Origin of the sequence: Actinophytocola algeriensis (assembly GCF_014203735.1) — a bacterium.
In the GTDB taxonomy this organism is placed as follows: Bacteria; Actinomycetota; Actinomycetes; order Mycobacteriales; family Pseudonocardiaceae; genus Actinophytocola; species Actinophytocola algeriensis.
Genome location: NZ_JACHJQ010000004.1, coordinates 460471 through 478032, shown reverse-complemented (window position 1 = coordinate 478032; position 17562 = coordinate 460471). Strand labels below are relative to the sequence as shown.

Genomic DNA, 17562 nt, shown 5'->3' with positions numbered 1-17562 from the left:
AAGGGGTGATAAGCAAAGAACGTGTGAAATCAGGCGATCGCCGTGATCGGCCGGGCACGCAACGCGAGCCTCGTCGGCACGCCGATCGCGAACAGCCCCAGCAACGCGGTGACACCGACGATGCCCAGGTAGGCGAGCGGTGTTATCGCGGGGATCGGCGACCCGGTCATCCCGATGGCGAGCCCCACCAGCGGCGGGACCGCGGCCAGCGACCCGACCACCACCGCGACCGCGATGACGACCAGCGACTCGATCAGCGTCATGCGCCGCACCTGCCGCTTGCCGGTGCCGACGAGCCGCAGCAGCGCGAACTCCCGCGACCGCGCGGCGGTCGCCATCACCAGCGTGTTCACCACGGCGATCGCGACGTAGCCGAGGATCACGAACAACGCGATCAGGTTCACCCACGAGTTCGCGTCCCGTTCGGCCTGCCCCGCCGCGGCGAGTGCCTGCCGGTCGGCCACAACGACCCCCGGGATCTCGGCCAGCGACCGCCCGGCCGCGGCGGAATCGGTAGCGGAAACGAGGATCGACTGGTCGAGCCTGCTCGTGGTGTGCGCGATCAGCACGTCGTGCGGCAGCGTCAGGTCACCGAAGCCGAGGCCGCGCTGGTAGGTCGCGACGACCTTCGGGTGCGTGACCACACCGTCGCCGAGGTACACCTCGATCTCGTCACCGACGCCGACCCCGACGGTCTCGGCGGCCATCGTGGACAGTGCGACCGTGTTGTCCCGCAACGCGTTCATGTCACCTTCGCGCGGCACGAGGTCGAGGGTCCGCGCGAGACCGGCCGGGTCGACGCCCTGCGCCGCGTACGGCGTGGTCGCCCACTGACCCGCCGTCAGGTGTTTCACGAACACCTGGCTGCGCACCACCGGCGTCACCACCTCGACCCCGCCCGCGGCACGCACCTCGTCGGTCACCGACGGCGCGAGCCCGGACGGCGCGGTCACCACGAAGTCCGCCACCACACCCCGGTCCGCCTGGTCCGTCGCCTCGGCATCCACAGTGGACCCCGCGAAGATCTGCACCGACGCCAGCGTCACCGCCAGCACGAGCGGTGTCACCGCGACGGCGAGCCGCCGCGCGCTGGCGGTCACGTTCGCCACCGCGAGGTACCCGCCGACCGGTGACGCGGCCCGCAGCGGCCCGCCGACCAGCCGGATCGCCACCGCCACGAGCTTCGGCCCCAGGAGCGCGATCCCCAGCACCATCAGCAGCGCGGAACTCGCCGCGCCCGCCACCGCGGTCTCCCCTGGCAGGAACACCGGCAGTGCGGCCGCGCCCGTCCCCAACGCGAGCGCCACCACCCCCGACAGCACCCTGGCCCGCCCGACCGGTTTCGCGTCGACCGCCGACTCCCGCAGCGCCTCGACGGGCTGGATCCTCGCCACGCGCCGGGCCGCGACCCAGCCCGCGACCCGCGCGGTGCCCAGGCACAACGCGATCGCGGCGGCGGCGGGCGCCGGGCCGATCGCCAGCCCGAAGTCGGCGGGCAGCATGCCCGCGCTCGCGAACGCGGACCGCAGCCCGTAGGCCAGCGCGTAGCCGGGCAGCGCGCCGAGCACCGCCGCGATGCCCGCGACCAGCAGGATCTCGGCGCCGACCATGCGGTGCACCTGGCGCGGCGTGGCCGCGACCGCCCGCAGCAGGGCGAACTCCCTGCGCCGCTGCTGGACGGACAGCGCGAGCGTGCTCGCCACCACCATCATCGCGATCATCATCGCGGTGCCCGCGAACGACAGCGACAGCACCATCAGCTGCGTCCGGACCTGCCCGACGTCCAGGAACTCGACGTCCCCGCGCTCGTCGCCGGTGAACGTGTCGACCCCCGGCACGGCGACGCCGATCCGCTCGGCCAGCTCGTCCGCGTCGACACCCGGCTCGGTGAGCACGCCGACGGCGTCGACCTGCTCTGGCCGCCCGAACAGCTCGCCGGCCTGCGCGTCGGTGAAGAACAACGCGGCCTCGCGGCCGAAGGCCTGCTCGGTGACGCCGGTGACGGTGAACGTCCTCGGCACGGCGCCGAGCGCGATCTCGACCTCGTCGCCGACACCCGAGCCTGTCCGCGCGGCCAGCGCGCTGTCCAGCACGACACCGTCCGTGCGCGGCTTGTCCCCGTCCCGCAACGAGAACGGCGCCAGCTCGGCCGAACTCCAGCCGTGCGCCCCCGCGGGCACGCCGCCGATGGTGACCGGCACGGTGAGGTCGCCGACCGCCTTCGCCACCCCGGGCACCGCGGCGACCTTCTCGAGCGTCTCCACCGGCAGCGGGACGCGTTCGCTGTAGGGCTGGTCGATGTCCTCGACGACGGGGATCGCCTGCGGCGCACCGACGACGACGGGCGCACCCGCGTACCGCTGCGGCGGCACTCCCGACCGCAGCCCAGACTCGAACAGCACCCCGAGCCCGGTCAGCAGCGCCGAGGCGGCCAGCACCGCGATTAACACCCCGATGAACGGGCCTTTCCGGTGCCGGATGGTGGCTACGGCGGAGCCCATCGCCACAGAGTGGTCCATCACCACTCCCCCAGTCGCGTCATGCGCTCGGCGACGACCTCGGGCGACGGCTGGTACAGCTCGTCGGCGAGGCGGCCGTCGGCGAGGAACACCACGCGGTCCGCGTAGGACGCGGCCACCGGGTCGTGGGTCACCATCAGCACGGTCTGCCCGAACCGGGTCACGACCGTCCGCAGCAGGCCGAGCACCTGCTTGCCGGTGCGGGTGTCGAGCGCGCCGGTCGGCTCGTCGGCGAACATCACGTCCGGCCGGGTGACCAGCGCGCGGGCGATCGCCACCCGCTGCTGCTGACCGCCGGACAGCTCGGACGGCAGGTGCGTGAGCCGGTCACCGAGCCCCACGTTCGCGACGACCTCGCGCAGCCAGTCCCGCTCGACCGCGCGGCCGGACAGGCGCAGCGGGAGCGTGATGTTCTGCTCGACCGTCAACGCGGGCAGCAGGTTGTAGGCCTGGAAGACGAACCCGACGCGTTCGCGGCGCAGCGCGGTGAGCGCGGTCTCCTTGAGACTCGACAGGTCGGTGCTTCCCAGCCACACGTTGCCCGACGTCGGCCGGTCGAGTCCGGCGGCGCAGTGGAGGAAGGTGCTCTTGCCGGACCCGGACGGGCCCATCACCGCGGTGAAGCTCCCGCGGGCCAGCGTGATGCTGACCTGGTCGAGCGCGGTCACCGCCGCGCCCCCCCGACCGTACACTTTGGACACATCGGCGAGCCGTACCGCGGTCGCCTCGGAGATCATGGTTTCGGACACGCGGTAGAACCTATGAATTCCGGGGCCCGCGCACGATGAAGCCAGGTACCGGATTCACGGTACAGCTGGCTATACCCCATGCTTGTGACATGCGGAAACGGGTCGCGGCGGTCCTGGTGGCGGCGCGGTACCTGCTCGTGGGCGCCGTCACAGGCTTGGTGTCGCTGTTCCTGCTGCCGGTGATGCTCGTGCTGCTGGCGGTGGTCCGGCACACGGCGCTGCGCTGGCTGTACGAGTGGGCGCACCGCGAACGGGTGCGGGTCGCGGAGTTCACGGGCGCGCCGATCCCGGAGCCCGCGCCGCCGGAGCGGCTGTGGGACGCGCGGAGCGACCTCGCGTGGCTCCTCGTGCACGGTCTCACCGGTTCGGTCACCGGTCTGCTCGGCGTCGCGCTGCCCTTGTCGGCCCTCAACGCCGTAGTCGTGCCGCTCTACTGGTGGGTGGTGCCGGAGGACGAGCCGGTGACATCGCCGTACCCGGTGACGTCGTGGACCGGCGCGGCGTTCATGCCGTTGGTCGCGCTCGGGTACGCGCTGCTGTCGCTGTGGGTCACGCCGGGGCTCGCGCGGCTGCAGTCGCGGTGGTCGCGGGCCTTGTTGTCGCCGCCGCCGGGTGCCCGGCTCGCGATGCGGGTCGCCGAGCTGACCCAGTCGCGTGCCGCGGCGCTGGAGGCGCACGGTGCGGAGCTTCGGCGCATCGAGCGGGACCTGCACGACGGGACGCAGAACAAGCTGGTGGCGGTCGCCATGCACCTGGGGATCGTGGAGCGGGCGCTGCGGCGCGACCCGGCGAGCGCGTTGCCGCTGGTGCTGAAGGCGCAGGACGCGACGAGTGACGCGCTGGCCGGGTTGCGCGGGGTGGTCCGCAGCATCTACCCGCCGGTGCTGAGCGAACGCGGGCTCGACGGGGCCGTCGCCGGCCTGATCGCGAACTGCGGGGTGCCGTGCTCGCTGTCGGTGGACGACTTGCCGCGTGCCCCGGCCGCGGTCGAGTCGGCGGCGTACTTCGTGGTCGCGGAGGCCCTGACGAACGTCGCCAAGCACAGCGGCGCCACCCGCTGCGAGGTGCGGCTGTCGGGCCCGGCCGAGCTCGTGCTGGAGGTGTGGGACGACGGGCACGGCGGCGCCGACGAGGAGGACGGCACCGGCCTCGTCGGCATCCGGCGGCGGGTGACCGCGTTCGACGGGACGATGGCGCTCGACAGTCCCGCCGGCGGGCCGACCACCCTGCGGGTGACGCTCCCGCGCGGTTCCTAGAAGAGGCTTTCCCGCTCCGGCACGACTCCGGTGAGCGCCCCTGCCAGGAGCAGCAGCACCGCCCCGAGCACGAGCCAGGTGACGGGGTTGGCGAGGTTCATCGTCCAGCTGTGCCCGATGCGCGCGTGCACGAACGCGGCCGGGTCCTGGCGGTTCACGTACACGAGGCCGCCGAGGTACCAGTGGTCGTCGTCATCCCGTTGCACCACAGGGGATTCCTCGTCCTCCTCGCCGGGCTCCGGCGGCAGCCGGTGCCCCGCGGACCCGACACGCCGGTCCCACACGACGAGCACCACGACCATCGCGGCGAGCGGCACGTAGGTCGCGACGCGCCAGCCGGTGTTCGCCGGTAGCAGGTGCCAGACCTGCGCCGCCGACACGGCGAGACCGAGGGTGAGCGCGCCGGCGACCCAGAACGTCATGGTCGCCACGCCACGCAGGTACACGCGGTAGCGGCGGGCCGAGCCGCGCGGACGGGCCGCGTCGAGGTCGGGACGGGCCCGCAGGACAACGAGGGCGACGACCGGCACGAGCACGACGACGCCGAGCTGGATCAGGACGGGTTCGAACGCGCGCGCCAGCGTGACCGGCTCGGTCCCGTCCGGGTCGACGCCGAACCCGGTGAACCGCACCAGGTCGGCGGGCAGGCTGCCGTACCGAACGAGCCCGGCGACGACGGTCGCGGCGACGACCACCGCCGCGGGCACGAGGTGTGGCCAGGGCAGGCGGACGGGGTCGGTGCGGAACGAGGTGTCGACGGTGACGCCTTCCCGCTTGCCAGGCCCCCATTTCCGCTTGGCCCTGCGCACGGCGTGGTGGGCACGCAGGTAGATCGCGAAGTCGACGGCGGCGAGCACCGACGGCCACACCAGCCCCCCGCCGATGAGCACCACCCCTGCCGCGGCGAGCAGTCCCGCCACGAGCAGCAGCCGAAGGTAGATCGCCTTCTGGTGGATGACGGCCGGGTCGGCGACGCGGTCGTGCGTGATCCGGACCCCGAACGGCAGCGTGGGCCGGGCAAGCCCGGGCAACAACACGGCGAACGCGGTGACGGCGGCGACGAGCAGTACTGCGGTCATTCCTCATCCCCCTCGAACAGGTCGAGCAGTTCCGCGCAGTGCACGAGCACGTCCTGGCGGTTGACGCCCTGGACCGTCGCCTCGGCGAGCAGCACCCGCAGCCGGTCCCGCCACGCGTGGACGAACATCTCGTCGGCGGGCTCGATGCCGGGGTGCTTGTGGACCACCGCCCCGCTCTTGCGGTTGATGCGGATGATCCCTTCCCGCTTGAGCAGGTCGTAGGCCTTGGTGACGGTGTGGAAGTTGATGCCGAAGTCGGCCGCCAGCTGCCGCGTGGACGGCAGCGGGTCACCGCGCTTCGCGTGCCCGCGGGCGATCTGGTCCACGACGCTGTCGCGGATCTGCTGGTAGATCGGCACCTCGGACTGGAGGTCCAACGTGAGGTTCACGCTAGCCACTCTATCTGATATACAACTAATAGAACAAATGGAGATAGGAGATCAGATGACCGGGGTGGCTCCGCAGGGGATGAGGTCGTGGTGACCTTCGGAAAAGCGGGAACGCGTCTTCACGCGACGACGCGGACTGAGGCTGCCGATGTCGGCGTTTGCCGGGTCCTTCGGCCACCGATGATGCCCTGAAAGGCGCGCGCGTGGGGGCGTGAGCCCCCACGCGCGCTCGAGGCTGCCTGCCATCCCAGAGACCTGCCCCTCCGGCGGCGAGGAGGCCCGTCCGGCGAGGACAAACCACGCCAGAAACTCAGGTCAGGACGCGGCGACTTCCTCCTCCAGCTCCCGCGCCAGCTTCGGCAACACAGACCCGGCCCACCCGCGCCCCATGTTCGTGAACGCGTGCTGGTGCCGGGGGTCGTCGAGGTCGAACCCGCCGTGCTCCAGGAAAAGCCGCGTCCCCGCGCCCTCCGCGACGAGGCGCCACGAGATCGTCCAGTCCACGTCGCCCTCGCCGAACGTGTAGCTCAGCAGGCGTTCGGGCTCCACCTCGGTCACCGTGCACGGCCGCATGCCCCACGAACCCATGTCGAGGGTGAAGCGGTGACCCACCTCCGGCCGGATGTCGCCCGCCGCCCACCAGCGGGCCAGCCGGTCGGGCTCGGTCAGCATCCGCCACACCTTCGCGGGCGGCTGGGCCAGGAACTGGTCGACGTGAATTGTTTCCGAGCGGAGCTTGCGGAGCGAGCCTTCTTCCGAGCGGAGCTTGCGGAGCGAGCTTTCATCCGTCATCGGGTTCTTCCTCCATGATCTTGGACAGCGTGCGCATGCGGTCACGCCAGAAGCGCTCGAACGGGTGCAGCCAGTCGCTCACCGCGGCGAGCGGTTCGGCCGTGAGGTGGTAGTGGCGCTCCCGGCCGCGCACCTCCTCGCGCACGAGCTCCGCGCGCCGCAGCACCTGCAGATGTTCGGAAACCGCGGGGCGAGACAGGTCGAACTGGGCGGCCAGCGCACCGGCGGTCAGCGAGCCGTCGCGCAACAGTTCCAGCAACCGCCGCCGCACCGGGTTGGCCATGGCGGTGAACAGTCGATCGTCAAGCACGACACCCAAGATATGTCGGAAATCTCCGACATGTCAACAACTTCCGACATGTTTGGGGAACTACGCGGGGTGGGTACTCCGTTGACCGGGTACGTGACGACGGAAAGGACGTGCCATGCCACTCATGAGGAGATTGACCGCACTGGCCGGGACCGCCGCCGCGGCGCGCACCTATGTCCGCCGCAATCCGGACAAGGTGAACAGGATGGCGGCGAAGGCAGCTCAGTTCGTCGACAAGAGGACCAAGGGCAAGTACCACCACCAGATCGACAACGCGGTGCGCAAGGTCCACGGCTACACGGGCAAGCCACCGCACCGGGGCACGCACTGACCCACGCCGCCGACTGGGGCCGACCGCGATGGTCGGCCCCAGTTTCGCGTCGAACGCTAGAGCGTGACCGCCAACCGCGTGTCGATGGTCGCGTCGGGGTCGAGGATGTAGTGCTCCGCAACGGATGCGCGGTACAGCCGCAGCCGGGCGTCACCGGTCACCCGCTCGATCCCCCAGGCGCCGATCCCCTCCCGCACGGAGACGCGGGAGAAGATGCCGATCCCCTCCCCGACATCGAGAGCCAGGCCCGCGGTGCCCGTCATATACACCGCCATCACGTCGCCCGGCCGCTGCGTCGAGTCGTACACGACCACCGAGACCTCGGGTCGCACGGCGATGTTGTGCGAGTGCCTGGTGTCGGGCGCGGAAACCCAGTACAGCGACCGGTAGTCCTCGGTCGCGAACCACACGGGCGTCGCCCACGGCACCCCGTCGGCGTCCGCGGTGGCCATGGTCATGAACGAGTTGCCGTCGAGGACAGCGCGCACGATGTCTGCTCCGGTGGTCATCCGTTGCAGCATAACCACTTTCAGGCCCCACGGGTGCGCTCGCCGACCACGAGCCGCGCCTGCCAACGAGCGGCGCGCACGCGAACCCTGGTGCCCGATGTGCGCGGCGGCCTAGACTTCCTCGCCCCTGCGAAGAGGAGGACCAGTGGTCAGGAAGTTCACGATCGCGGCAGGCGCCCTGCTGATCGCCGCCGCGAGCCTGGTGGTGACGGCCCCGACCGGCGCCGCGACCACCGCGACCGGAGACGGGTCCACCCACGGCCCGTGCCAGTACACGGTGACCCCCGACGAGCCGTCTGCCCGGCCGGTGCCGCTGCCGCGCGATCCCGCACACACGCCGGACCGCGGCAAGGTCAAGGTTGATGTGCACACGAACCAGGGCAAGCTGCCGCTGACGCTGAACCGTGCGGCGGCGCCGTGCACGGTGCAGAGTTTCGTGCACCTGGCGAAGTGGCGCTTCTACGACCGGACGACGTGCCACCGGCTGACGACCTACCCGACGCTCGAGGTCCTGCAGTGCGGCGACCCGAGCGGCACCGGCGAGGGCGGGCCTGGCTACCGGTACAAGGACGAACTCCCGGTCGACCTGGCCCCGGCCCCGAACGACCCGACGGGCGAACGGAAGATCTACCCGCGCGGCACCCTGGCGATGGCGAACGCGGGCCCGGACACGAACGGCAGCCAGTTCTTCCTCGTGTACGGCAACGCCTACCTGCGCCCGAACTACACGATCTTCGGCACGATCGGCGCGGACGGCCTGGAGACACTGGACAAGGTCGCGGCCGCGGGCGTGGTGCCGACCCCGGAGGACCCGGCTCCGGTGGATGGCGCGCCGGCGCTGAAGACGGACCTGAAGAAGGTCAAGGTCCGCTGCTGAGTCACGGCCGGAGCTACCGGGGGTCGGCCTCCGGCCCCCGGTAACCAGCCTTTCACGGGGCACCGACAGAAATCGGCCGCGCGGGCGGGGTTGTGGACAACGTGGTGCGATGTGGACAACTCCGCACGCGGCGGGTCTCGCTGTCGGTGCCCCGTTCTACGCTGGATTCCGGGGGGCCGGAGGCCGCCCCACTACCCACGCGAACGGTCGAGCTTCCCGTGCCGTTCTCGACGGATAGCCGGTTGTCCACAACCCCGGCGGCGACGCGGGTTCTGTCGGTCCCCCGGACTACGCTGGAATCCGGGGGCCGGAGGCCACCCCAGCCGGGAACCGCTGGCCGCCAACCGAAGCCGCCGAAGCGGAACTACCCACGAAACCACCCCAGCCACGGCCCGCGACACCCCGACCACAACCCGCCGCGGCCAGGGACTCCGTCAGCGGAAGTCCGCGGCGTGGTCCGTCGCCCACTGGGCGAACGTGCGCGCAGGCTTCCCCGTGACCTCCTCCACCACCCCGGTCACCGTCTCCGGCTGGTCGACCAGCGACGCCCAGTACCGGAGCCCGTGCTCGAGGAAGTACTCGTCCCACCCCCGCGCCGCCATCGCCGCCTTGGCCTCCGCCAGCGGCATCTCCTCCCACCGCACGTCCCGCCCCACCGCGGCCCCCAACACGCGCACCTGCTCCGCCTGCGTCAACGTCTCCGGGCCGGTCAACTCGTAGGCGGCGTCCACGTGACCAGGCGACGTCAGCGCCGCGACCGCCACGTCCGCGATGTCCCGTTCGTGGATCAGTGACCGGCCCGCCCCGCCGTACACCCAGCGCACCACCCCGGCGCGCACCTGGTCAGCCCACTCCAGCGTGTTGGTCGCGAAGCCGCCGGCCCGGAGGAACGTCCAGTCGACGCCGCTGTCACGAATCAGCCGTTCGATGCGTGCGTGGAACAGCGGCGAGTCATCCGACGCGCCGCGTGCCGACAGGAACACGACGTGCGACACGCGGGACGCCAGCGCCGAGATCACCGGCGGTGCGGACTCGGCGTCGGTGAACGGCCACAGCAGGAACACGCGGTCGACACCGTCCAGCATGTCGGGCACGTCTGTGATGCCGCCCTCTGCCACGGGCACCCCTGCGGGAAGCCGGGATGGTGTGCGAGTCACCGCCCGCACGGGCTCGCCAGCCGCCACCAGTTCCGCCACCACGTGCTTGCCGACGTTGCCGGTCGCGCCGGTCACCAGGATCGTCATGGTCAGGACGCTATGACCTCCAGCTAAGTCAAGGTCAAAAGGTCTGGTCCACATCGTGGGAGCGGGAAGGAATTCACGAAATGTGGGGTTGGATGCGTCTTGGTGGCCCGGTCCGGCCACTACTTGACGTCATCGGGAGTGACAGATGTCGACATCCACTCGAAGCCGTCGGCACACGGTCTTCGGTTTGGCCGTCCTCGCCGGGCTCGTGCTCGGCGCCCTGCTCGGCTTCATCGCCAAGCAGGCCGAGGTGTCGTGGCTCGCCACCACGCTGTCGCGGATCGGCGAGATCTTCGTCAGCCTCGTCCAGTTCACGGTGATCCCGCTGGTCTTCACCGCGATCGTGGTGGGCATCACGAGCCTGCGCAGGCTCGGCGGCCCCCGCACCGCGGCTCAGCTGGGCGGCCGCACGCTCTTGTGGTTCGCGATCACGTCGCTGATCGCGGTCCTCATCGGCATCGCCGTCGCGTCGATCGGCAACATCGGCAGCGGTGTGCAGGTCACCCCGTCCGAGGACGCCGTGGCGAACATCGCGGAACGCAACCCGGGTGACTGGTGGGCGTTCATCCAGAGCATCGTGCCCACCAACGTGTTCAGCGCGTTCAGCGAGGGCAACATCCTGCAGGTCGTCTTCATCGCGCTGCTCGTCGGCGGCGCCGCGTACGCTCTCGGCGACCGCGCTTCGGTGTTCGTGAACTTCAACCAGTCCGCGTTCGACATCATCCAGAAGGTGCTGGGCTGGATCATCTGGCTCGCGCCGGTCGGCGTGCTCGGCCTGCTCGGCAACGCGTTCGCCAGCTACGGCAACGAGTTCTGGGCACCGCTGGTCTCGCTGATCGTCGCCGTGTACCTCGGCAGCGCGCTCGTGCTCTTCGTGGTCTACCCGGTCCTGCTGCGGTTCGTCGGCAAGATCAACCCGCTGACGTTCTTCCGCAAGTCGTGGCCCGCGCTGCAGTTCGCGTTCGTGTCGCAGTCCTCGGGCGCGACCCTGCCCCTGTCCCGGCAGGCCGCGGTGAACCTCGGTGTGCCGCGCGGGTACGCGAGCTTCGCGGTACCGCTCGGCACGACGACGAAGATGGACGGCTGCGCGGCCGTGTTCCCCGCCGCCACCACCATCTTCATCGCGAACCTCAACGGCATCGCGCTGTCGTTCGGCGACTACGTGCTGATCGTGCTGGTCGCGGTGTTCGGGTCGCTCGCCACCGCGGGCACCACCGGCTGGTTCACCATGCTGACCCTCACGCTCGCGGCCGTGAACCTGCCCGCCGAGGTGATCGCGACCGGTGTCGCCACCGTGTTCGCCATCAACCCGGTCCTCGACATGATGCGCACCGCCACGAACGTCGCGGGCCAGATCACCGTGCCGATCCTGGTGGCGCGGAGCACCGGCACCCTCGACGAGACCGCGCTGCACGCGCCGACCGATCTGCCGCTGATCGACGAGGACCCGGAGGACAGCGCAGACGCGCCGGCCGAGGAGTCCAGGAAGGACAAGGAGCCCGTCGGCGCCTAACGGATTCCCATGCTGTGGGAGGCGTTGCCCAGGTGACCGTGTGCTGTCAATGTTGTTGGCAGCACACGGTTCCTGGCGAAGTGACCGAGAGGACAGGCAGAGGGCCCGCAAAGCCTTGTACGCGGGTTCGACTGTGTCCGACGTTCGCTCCGCAAGCTCCGCGAATCCGTCTTCGCCTCTACAGTCCCTGGATCTGTCGCACAGTGGGGACCTCACGCAGGAGCGGTACGCCGTCGCGTACCGCTCCTGCGGTCTCGAGCGCCGCACCCAGCGCGGCGCGGAACAGCAGCGACCCGGTGCTGACCCGCCGCACCCCGAGCGCGCGCACGGTCTCGATCGACAGCCTGCCCGGCTGGAACAACAGGTTCACCGGCACACCCGCGGCGGCGACGAGCGCCTCGACCTCCGCGTCGGCGACCACGCCCGGCACGAACACCCCGTCCGCGCCCGCGTCGACGTACGCGCGCACCCGGTCGAGCGTGCTGTCCCGCTCGATGTCGAGCCAGTGGGTGTCGGTGCGGGCGTTGACGAACAGCCCGCTCTCCCCCATCGCGGCGACGAGCCGCGCGTGGTGCGCCGGGTCGGCGAGCCCGCGGTTCTCCCGGCCGTCCTCGAGGTTGACACCCGCGATGCCCATGGCGGCCAGCTCGTGTCCCAGGTCACGCACGGCGCCGGGGTCGTCGCTGAACCCGCCCTCGACATCGACCGTCACCGGCACCGGGAGCCCGGCGAGACGAGTGGCGAGCGCCACGGTCTCGGTCCGCGACAGGGCCACGCCGTCGGTCAGCCCGGCACCGGCGGCCACCCCGAGGCTCGTGGTGCCCACCGCGGCGAACCCCGCGCCGGCCAGTGCGGCGGCGGACGCGACGTCCCACGCGTTCGGCAGGAGGAGGAAGTCGTCGTGGAGGGCACGGAACTCGTCTGCGCGGGTCATGGGCCCACCGTAGGGCCGGGACGATTCGGCGTCCGCCGAAGTGGGTACACCGAGGTGAGCAGCCTTGAAAGGAGTCGACGATGCCGCAGTCGTGGAGCAACAAGCGCGAACGTCAGTACGAGCACATCAAGGAAGGCCAGAAGGACCAGGGCCGCAGTGAGGGCCGGGCCAAGGAGATCGCGGCGCGGACGGTGAACAAGAACCGCGCGCAGTCCGGTGAGTCGCGGACGGCGAGCAGGACGTCGCTGAAGGACAAGTCGCCGCAGAAGCGCGGTGGCGAGCGGTCCGGCAACCGCAAAGGACCGGGTGGGCCGACCAAGGACCAGCTCTACAACGAGGCCAAGAAGAAGAACATCAAGGGTCGTTCTTCCATGACCAAGAAGGAACTGCAGAACGCCTTGGGCCGGTGAGCCACCCGGTCCTTTGTGGAACGTCAGGCCTGCTCGAGGACAGCGAAACTCAGCTGCCCGTCGGCGTCCGGCTGGACGTCGAGGACCTTGTCCGTGAGATAGTCGGCCGCTTCCGGCTCGAGGAACACGTGCGCACCCTCGTTCGCCGTGACGACCTGATCGCCATCGGCGGGCGCGGGCGCCACGGTGAGCGCGAGCGCGGCCTGCGAGTCGGAACTCGCCTGCATGGCGAACCTGAGTCCGCCTTCCTGTTTGCCACCCTGAGCGGTCAGCGCACTGATCGCCTCGGCAGCCGCTTCCGTTACCGCCAACATGTATTTGGCTCCCTCGTTTCGACGGCTTGCCCTTCCCACGTTATGCGGAGGAACACGCATGCGCCAAACGGGGTAGTGGGAGGCGTGTGTTGAGCAGGGCCGAAAGACCCGATACGGTGTTGTCGCGCGGTCATGAAGCGGCCCGAACTCCTGTGTTTCTGCTCAAGATTGTGGGTACTCCGGGTACATGTTCGAGGGAACCGAGGACGGCAGTCCAGAAGAGATCGAGCTGCGAATCGGCGCCGTGCTCACCAACCTTCCGATCATCCGGTCGCTGGCCGCGAGCATCGCGATGCGTGCGGACTTCGACCTTGACTCCATCGCAGACCTGCGTCTCGCGGTGGACGAGGCATGTTCGACGCTGATCACGCAGGGCGCGCCCGACGCGGCTCTGACGTGCGCTTTCAGGGTGAGCGTCGACGAGATCAGGTTCGTCGTGACCGTTCCGTCCACAAGCGACGCGAAGCCGTCCAGCGACTCGTTCGGCTGGCGGGTGCTGACGACGCTCACCGACCACACCGCGACGTGGGTCGACGGTCCTGACGACCCCAACTCGCAGGCTGACACGCATCTGGTCCACATCGAGCTGGCCAAGCGCAGGACGGAAGGGCTTCCCGGGTGACCGGGACGCAGAGTTCGCGCGCCGCCAGAGACCAGGACAGTTCGGCCACCGGCTACGAACACCTGACACCGATGTTCGCCGAGATGGCGGAGCTGCCGGAGGACGACCCCAGGCGCGCGGAGCTTCGGAACAAACTGGTCACCGGTCACCTGCCACTCGCGGAGCACATCGCCGCGCGGTTCTCCAACCGCGGTGTCCCCCGCGAGGACCTCGTGCAGGTGGCGACCCTGGGTCTGATCAACGCGGTCGACCGCTTCCAGCCCGATCGCGGTACGGATTTCCTGTCGTTCGCCGTCCCGACGGTGATGGGCGAGGTCCGCCGCCACTTCCGCGACGCGAGCTGGTCGATGCACGTGCCGCGGCGGTTGAAGGAGCTGAACCTCGCCATCAACGCGGCGAGCGCGGAGCTGTCCCAGCGGCTGGGTCGCGCGCCGACCCCCAGTGAGCTGGGCAGGCACCTGGACCTGACGCCTGAGCAGGTGTACGAGGGCCTCGAGGCCGGCAACGCGTACCACTCGATGTCACTGGACGAGGCGCTGTCGCCGGACGCCGACTCGGACCCGCTGGGCGACACGCTCGGACAGCAGGACGAGGCGCTGGCGGGGGTCGAGAACTACGAGTCGCTGCGGCCGCTGATCGAGTCGCTGCCGGAGCGGGAGCGGCAGATCCTGACGCTGCGCTTCTTCCGGCACATGACGCAGACCCAGATCGCCGACCGCATCGGCATCTCGCAGATGCACGTGTCCCGGCTGCTCACGCGCACCCTGGAGAACCTGCGCCAGGGCCTGCTGGCGGATCCGGACGGCAAGTAGTCCCTCTCGACCGTACGAACGGTCCATTCGTACGGTCAGGGGGACCCCCGGTTCTCACACTACCGCTGAGCACCGACGATTCCGGTCGGCCTGGGGCCGGTTGTCCACAGGGTTGCCGAGCCGGGGCCGGGCACTCCCACCAAGCGCGAAGGGCCCGCCCGGACGAACTCCGGACGGGCCCCTCGCTCCTGACGTCAGCTCTTCGTCGTCTCGCGGCTCTTCCTGGCCGCCTTCCTGGCGGTCTCCTTCGCCTTCTCGGCCGCCGCCTCCGCCGCCCGCGCCTCCTCGACGCGCTGGCGCGGCATGCGCTTGTCCGCCAGCGTCGTCCGCAGCGCGCTCAGCAGGTCGGCCGCGCCCTCGCGCTGCGTCTCGGCCGCCGGCTGGACCATCTCGTTGCCGTCGATCTTGGACTGCACCAGCGCGCGCAACGCGACGCGGTAGCCGTCCGAGTAGTGGGCGGGCGTGAACTTCTCCGACAGGCCCTCGACCAGCTCCGTCGCGTCGCGGATCTCGCGTTCGCTCACTTCGACGTCCTGGTACAGGAACGGGAAGTCCGGCGTGCGGACCTCCTCCGGCCACAGCATCGTCTCGAGCACCAGCACCTGGTCGCGAACGCGCACGACACCGAGGCTCTCCCGCTGCCGCAGCGCGATCTTGACCACCGCCACCCGGCCGGACCGGCGCAGCGCCTCGGCCAGCAGCACGTACGCCTTCACCCCGGCCGGGTCGGGCTCCAGGTGGTAGGTCCGCGCGAAGTAGATCGGGTCGATCTCCTCCACCTGCGCGAACGCCTGGACGTCCATGGCACGCGACGTCGACAACGGCAGCCCGGACAGGTCGTCGTCGGTCAGCACCACCGTCTCGCCACCCGGCAGCACGTAGCCCCGCGCCAGCTCCGACAGGTCCACCTCTTCGCCGTCGACCTCGCACACCCTGCGGTGCCGCACCCGCCCGCCGTCGGTCACGTGCACGTGGTGCAGGCCGGTCCCCCGCTCCTCGGTCGCCCCGTACGCCTTCACCGGGATGTTCGCGAGACCCAACCTGATCGTGCCGTTCCAGACGCTTCGCATAGACGAACCTCCCAATCGCGGACTCTCTCCATTCTAGTCCGCAAAAGTGGCTCTGACCAGCTAAAAGTGCGTTTCATTCGCAACTGATTCGAACAGTTGTCCACCTGCGTCGAGTGCGTCTGCGGCGTGCTCGGAAGCGGCCGCGGCGGCACGCAGGACCTCGACGAGCGCGGCCCGGTCCTCGCTCAGCGGACCGCGTGCGAGACGGGTCGCGAGCCGGGTCAGCGCGGAGGAGATGTCCCGCTGCGCACCGACGAGGTGGTCGGCGGTCTCCGGCAGGTCGGCGACGGCCGGCTCGGCGTCCGCGATGGCCCGTGCGCAGGTGGCGAGGTGGGCGGTCACGACCGTGGCGGGCAACACGGGCTCGGCCACTCCGACCACCTCCTCGCCCGGCATCGTGCCATCCCCGTCCACGCGGTCAGGACAGGACACTCCGGCACCGCGGGAAGTTGACGGCGGACATGGCGAGCACCCTGGCCTCGGCGACGGTCACCCGCGCCCGCAGCGTGTCACCCGGCCGCACCGGGGCGGTCCACCGCAGGTCGTCGACGCCCGGCGAGGCGACAGGCTGTGCCGCAAGCCGAACCGGACATTCCGCAAACCAGCGCAAGCCTTTGCAAGCGCTGTCGTAGACTTGCAAGTATGGCGCAACGACGTCTCTCCGAAGTAGCCAAGAAGGTCGGTGTCAGCGAGGCGACCGTGAGCCGGGTGCTCAACGGGAAGCCCGGCGTCTCCGAGTCGACGCGGCAGGCGGTGCTCACCGCGCTGGACGTGCTCGGGTACGAGCGACCGACGCAGCTGCGCGGTGAGCGGGCCCGGCTCGTCGGGCTGGTGCTGCCCGAGTTGCAGAACCCGATCTTCCCGGCGCTCGCGGACGTGGTGGGCAGCGCGCTGGCACAGCAGGGGTTCACGCCGGTTCTGTGCACCTGTACCGGAGGCGTGTCCGAGCCGGACTACGTCGAGCTGTTGCTGGCGCAGCAGGTGTCCGGCGTGGTGTTCGCGGGCGGCAGCCACGCGGAGGAGGACGCGAACCACGAGCACCACTACGAGCTGGTGCGGCGCAAGCTGCCGGTGGTCCTGGTGAACGCGTCGATCGATCTTGATTACCCGGTCGTGTCGTGCGACGACGCGGTGGCGGTCGAGCAGGCGTTCGGGCACCTGGTCGCGCTCGGCCACCAGCGGATCGGCATCGTGCTGGGGCCGCGCGACCACATCCCGTCGCGCCGGAAGCTGGCGGCGTTCCGCGCGTGCGCCGACCGGGTGGGGCTGACGGTCGACGAGCACACGATCGGCCACACCATGTTCTCGGTCGAGGGCGGGCAGGCGGTCGGGACGCGGTTGGTGCAGAACGGCATCACGGGCCTGATCTGCGCGAGCGACCCCCTCGCGCTGGGGGTGATCCGCGCGGTCCGGCGGCTGGGGTTGAGCACGCCGGAGGACGTGTCGGTGATCGGCTACGACGACTCGGCGCTGATGACGTGCACAGACCCGCCGCTGACCACCGTCCGCCAGCCGATCGAGGCCATGGGCCGGGCAGCGGTCGAGCTGCTGGCGGCGTTGATCGCGGGCAACGAGGTGTCGATGGAGGAGCTGCTGTTCGAGCCCGAACTGGTGGTCCGCGCATCGGCGGCCCCGGCCCGCGCCCGGGCGGCGCTGGGGTGAGGCTTGGCCTCCGGCCCCCTCGAACCACGCTACCGGAAGGCACCGACAGAACCCGGCTCGTCGCGGCGGGCTGTGGACAACTCGTTGGACTGTGGACAACTCCGGGCGCGCTGGGGCTTGTTGTCGGTGGCGCTGGCTAGTTGCTGTGTCCACTTGCGTTGGCTGGGGTG

General features: G+C 70.5%; 20 protein-coding genes. 8 read left to right on the top strand and 12 right to left on the bottom strand.

Annotated elements, in window-relative coordinates:
* Positions 1-29 precede the first annotated feature (29 nt).
* Positions 30-2501, bottom strand: coding sequence for an ABC transporter permease (locus tag FHR82_RS20145; RefSeq protein WP_221464010.1), 2472 nt, complete (start codon positions 2499-2501; stop codon positions 30-32).
* Between the two features lie 17 nt (positions 2502-2518).
* Entirely contained in the window at positions 2519-3256 is a 738-nt protein-coding gene (locus FHR82_RS20140; RefSeq protein WP_184812472.1) for an ABC transporter ATP-binding protein, read from the bottom strand.
* 101 nt (positions 3257-3357) lie between these two features.
* Between FHR82_RS20140 and FHR82_RS20135 the strand changes: the two genes are divergently transcribed.
* Positions 3358-4524: a sensor histidine kinase gene (locus tag FHR82_RS20135; RefSeq protein WP_184812001.1), complete on the top strand. Its 1167-nt coding sequence runs from the start codon at positions 3358-3360 to the stop codon at positions 4522-4524.
* Here FHR82_RS20135 and FHR82_RS20130 read toward each other — a convergent pair.
* The 4 genes from FHR82_RS20130 to FHR82_RS20115 form a co-directional block, all read right to left on the bottom strand.
* Complete coding sequence (locus FHR82_RS20130) at positions 4521-5603, bottom strand: DUF1648 domain-containing protein (RefSeq protein ID WP_184812000.1); 1083 nt, start codon at positions 5601-5603, stop codon at positions 4521-4523. The genes FHR82_RS20135 and FHR82_RS20130 overlap by 4 nt on opposite strands.
* Complete coding sequence (locus FHR82_RS20125; protein WP_184811999.1) at positions 5600-5992, bottom strand: GntR family transcriptional regulator; 393 nt, start codon at positions 5990-5992, stop codon at positions 5600-5602. The genes FHR82_RS20130 and FHR82_RS20125 overlap by 4 nt, the downstream gene beginning before the upstream one ends.
* Before the next feature lie 315 nt (positions 5993-6307).
* Complete coding sequence (locus FHR82_RS20120) at positions 6308-6784, bottom strand: SRPBCC family protein (RefSeq protein WP_184811998.1); 477 nt, start codon at positions 6782-6784, stop codon at positions 6308-6310.
* The gene (locus FHR82_RS20115) at positions 6774-7094 is read right to left on the bottom strand and encodes an ArsR/SmtB family transcription factor (protein ID WP_184811997.1); all 321 of its coding nucleotides are present in this window, start codon (positions 7092-7094) and stop codon (positions 6774-6776) included. Before FHR82_RS20115 ends, FHR82_RS20120 begins: the two co-directional genes overlap by 11 nt.
* A gap of 124 nt (positions 7095-7218) precedes the next feature.
* On the opposite strand from FHR82_RS20115, the gene FHR82_RS20110 reads away from it, so the two are divergent.
* Complete coding sequence (locus FHR82_RS20110; RefSeq protein ID WP_376706426.1) at positions 7219-7425, top strand: antitoxin; 207 nt, start codon at positions 7219-7221, stop codon at positions 7423-7425.
* A gap of 56 nt (positions 7426-7481) precedes the next feature.
* Here the strand turns inward: FHR82_RS20110 and FHR82_RS20105 are convergent, their stop codons facing one another.
* The gene (locus tag FHR82_RS20105; protein ID WP_184811995.1) at positions 7482-7934 is read right to left on the bottom strand and encodes a pyridoxamine 5'-phosphate oxidase family protein; all 453 of its coding nucleotides are present in this window, start codon (positions 7932-7934) and stop codon (positions 7482-7484) included.
* Positions 7935-8079: 145 nt separating this feature from the next.
* Between FHR82_RS20105 and FHR82_RS20100 the strand changes: the two genes are divergently transcribed.
* Positions 8080-8811, top strand: coding sequence for a peptidylprolyl isomerase (locus tag FHR82_RS20100; RefSeq protein ID WP_376706425.1), 732 nt, complete (start codon positions 8080-8082; stop codon positions 8809-8811).
* 434 nt (positions 8812-9245) lie between these two features.
* On the opposite strand, the gene FHR82_RS20095 is transcribed toward FHR82_RS20100, so the two are convergent.
* Positions 9246-10055 (bottom strand): SDR family oxidoreductase, encoded by an 810-nt coding sequence (locus FHR82_RS20095; protein WP_184811994.1) that lies wholly within the window; start codon positions 10053-10055, stop codon positions 9246-9248.
* 145 nt (positions 10056-10200) lie between these two features.
* Between FHR82_RS20095 and FHR82_RS20090 the strand changes: the two genes are divergently transcribed.
* Entirely contained in the window at positions 10201-11568 is a 1368-nt protein-coding gene (locus tag FHR82_RS20090; RefSeq protein ID WP_184811993.1) for a dicarboxylate/amino acid:cation symporter, read from the top strand.
* Positions 11569-11746: 178 nt separating this feature from the next.
* On the opposite strand, the gene FHR82_RS20085 is transcribed toward FHR82_RS20090, so the two are convergent.
* A complete protein-coding gene (locus FHR82_RS20085; RefSeq protein ID WP_184811992.1) occupies positions 11747-12502 on the bottom strand; it encodes an isocitrate lyase/PEP mutase family protein in 756 nt (251 codons plus the stop codon).
* An 80-nt stretch (positions 12503-12582) separates the two neighbouring features.
* Between FHR82_RS20085 and FHR82_RS20080 the strand changes: the two genes are divergently transcribed.
* Positions 12583-12912 carry a plasmid stabilization protein gene (locus tag FHR82_RS20080; RefSeq protein WP_184811991.1) on the top strand — a complete coding sequence of 110 codons (330 nt, stop codon included), beginning with the start codon at positions 12583-12585 and terminating at the stop codon, positions 12910-12912.
* A 23-nt stretch (positions 12913-12935) separates the two neighbouring features.
* Here FHR82_RS20080 and FHR82_RS20075 read toward each other — a convergent pair whose 3' ends face one another.
* Positions 12936-13226: an iron-sulfur cluster biosynthesis family protein gene (locus FHR82_RS20075; RefSeq protein ID WP_184811990.1), complete on the bottom strand. Its 291-nt coding sequence runs from the start codon at positions 13224-13226 to the stop codon at positions 12936-12938.
* Positions 13227-13413: 187 nt separating this feature from the next.
* On the opposite strand from FHR82_RS20075, the gene FHR82_RS20070 reads away from it, so the two are divergent.
* Complete coding sequence (locus FHR82_RS20070; RefSeq protein ID WP_184811989.1) at positions 13414-13848, top strand: ATP-binding protein; 435 nt, start codon at positions 13414-13416, stop codon at positions 13846-13848.
* Positions 13849-13919: 71 nt separating this feature from the next.
* A complete protein-coding gene (locus FHR82_RS20065; protein WP_184812470.1) occupies positions 13920-14660 on the top strand; it encodes an RNA polymerase sigma factor SigF in 741 nt (246 codons plus the stop codon).
* 194 nt (positions 14661-14854) lie between these two features.
* On the opposite strand, the gene ku is transcribed toward FHR82_RS20065, so the two are convergent.
* Positions 14855-15730 (bottom strand): non-homologous end joining protein Ku, encoded by an 876-nt coding sequence (gene ku, locus FHR82_RS20060; RefSeq protein ID WP_184811988.1) that lies wholly within the window; start codon positions 15728-15730, stop codon positions 14855-14857.
* Between the two features lie 60 nt (positions 15731-15790).
* The gene (locus FHR82_RS20055; protein ID WP_184811987.1) at positions 15791-16144 is read right to left on the bottom strand and encodes a hypothetical protein; all 354 of its coding nucleotides are present in this window, start codon (positions 16142-16144) and stop codon (positions 15791-15793) included.
* 228 nt (positions 16145-16372) lie between these two features.
* Here FHR82_RS20055 and FHR82_RS20045 point away from each other — a divergent pair, with 228 nt between their 5' ends.
* Positions 16373-17392: a LacI family DNA-binding transcriptional regulator gene (locus tag FHR82_RS20045; RefSeq protein WP_184811986.1), complete on the top strand. Its 1020-nt coding sequence runs from the start codon at positions 16373-16375 to the stop codon at positions 17390-17392.
* Positions 17393-17562 lie beyond the last annotated feature (170 nt).

Coding starts and splice junctions, on each gene's coding strand:
- FHR82_RS20145 (WP_221464010.1), bottom strand. CDS start 2,501: ATGGGCTCCGCCGTAGCCACCATCCGGCACCGGAAAGGCCCGTTCATC.
- FHR82_RS20140 (WP_184812472.1), bottom strand. CDS start 3,256: ATGATCTCCGAGGCGACCGCGGTACGGCTCGCCGATGTGTCCAAAGTG.
- FHR82_RS20135 (WP_184812001.1), top strand. CDS start 3,358: ATGCGGAAACGGGTCGCGGCGGTCCTGGTGGCGGCGCGGTACCTGCTC.
- FHR82_RS20130 (WP_184812000.1), bottom strand. CDS start 5,603: ATGACCGCAGTACTGCTCGTCGCCGCCGTCACCGCGTTCGCCGTGTTG.
- FHR82_RS20120 (WP_184811998.1), bottom strand. CDS start 6,784: ATGACGGATGAAAGCTCGCTCCGCAAGCTCCGCTCGGAAGAAGGCTCG.
- FHR82_RS20110 (WP_376706426.1), top strand. CDS start 7,219: ATGAGGAGATTGACCGCACTGGCCGGGACCGCCGCCGCGGCGCGCACC.
- FHR82_RS20105 (WP_184811995.1), bottom strand. CDS start 7,934: ATGACCACCGGAGCAGACATCGTGCGCGCTGTCCTCGACGGCAACTCG.
- FHR82_RS20095 (WP_184811994.1), bottom strand. CDS start 10,055: ATGACGATCCTGGTGACCGGCGCGACCGGCAACGTCGGCAAGCACGTG.
- FHR82_RS20090 (WP_184811993.1), top strand. CDS start 10,201: ATGTCGACATCCACTCGAAGCCGTCGGCACACGGTCTTCGGTTTGGCC.
- FHR82_RS20085 (WP_184811992.1), bottom strand. CDS start 12,502: ATGACCCGCGCAGACGAGTTCCGTGCCCTCCACGACGACTTCCTCCTC.
- FHR82_RS20080 (WP_184811991.1), top strand. CDS start 12,583: ATGCCGCAGTCGTGGAGCAACAAGCGCGAACGTCAGTACGAGCACATC.
- FHR82_RS20075 (WP_184811990.1), bottom strand. CDS start 13,226: ATGTTGGCGGTAACGGAAGCGGCTGCCGAGGCGATCAGTGCGCTGACC.
- FHR82_RS20070 (WP_184811989.1), top strand. CDS start 13,414: ATGTTCGAGGGAACCGAGGACGGCAGTCCAGAAGAGATCGAGCTGCGA.
- FHR82_RS20065 (WP_184812470.1), top strand. CDS start 13,920: ATGTTCGCCGAGATGGCGGAGCTGCCGGAGGACGACCCCAGGCGCGCG.
- ku (WP_184811988.1), bottom strand. CDS start 15,730: ATGCGAAGCGTCTGGAACGGCACGATCAGGTTGGGTCTCGCGAACATC.
- FHR82_RS20045 (WP_184811986.1), top strand. CDS start 16,373: ATGGCGCAACGACGTCTCTCCGAAGTAGCCAAGAAGGTCGGTGTCAGC.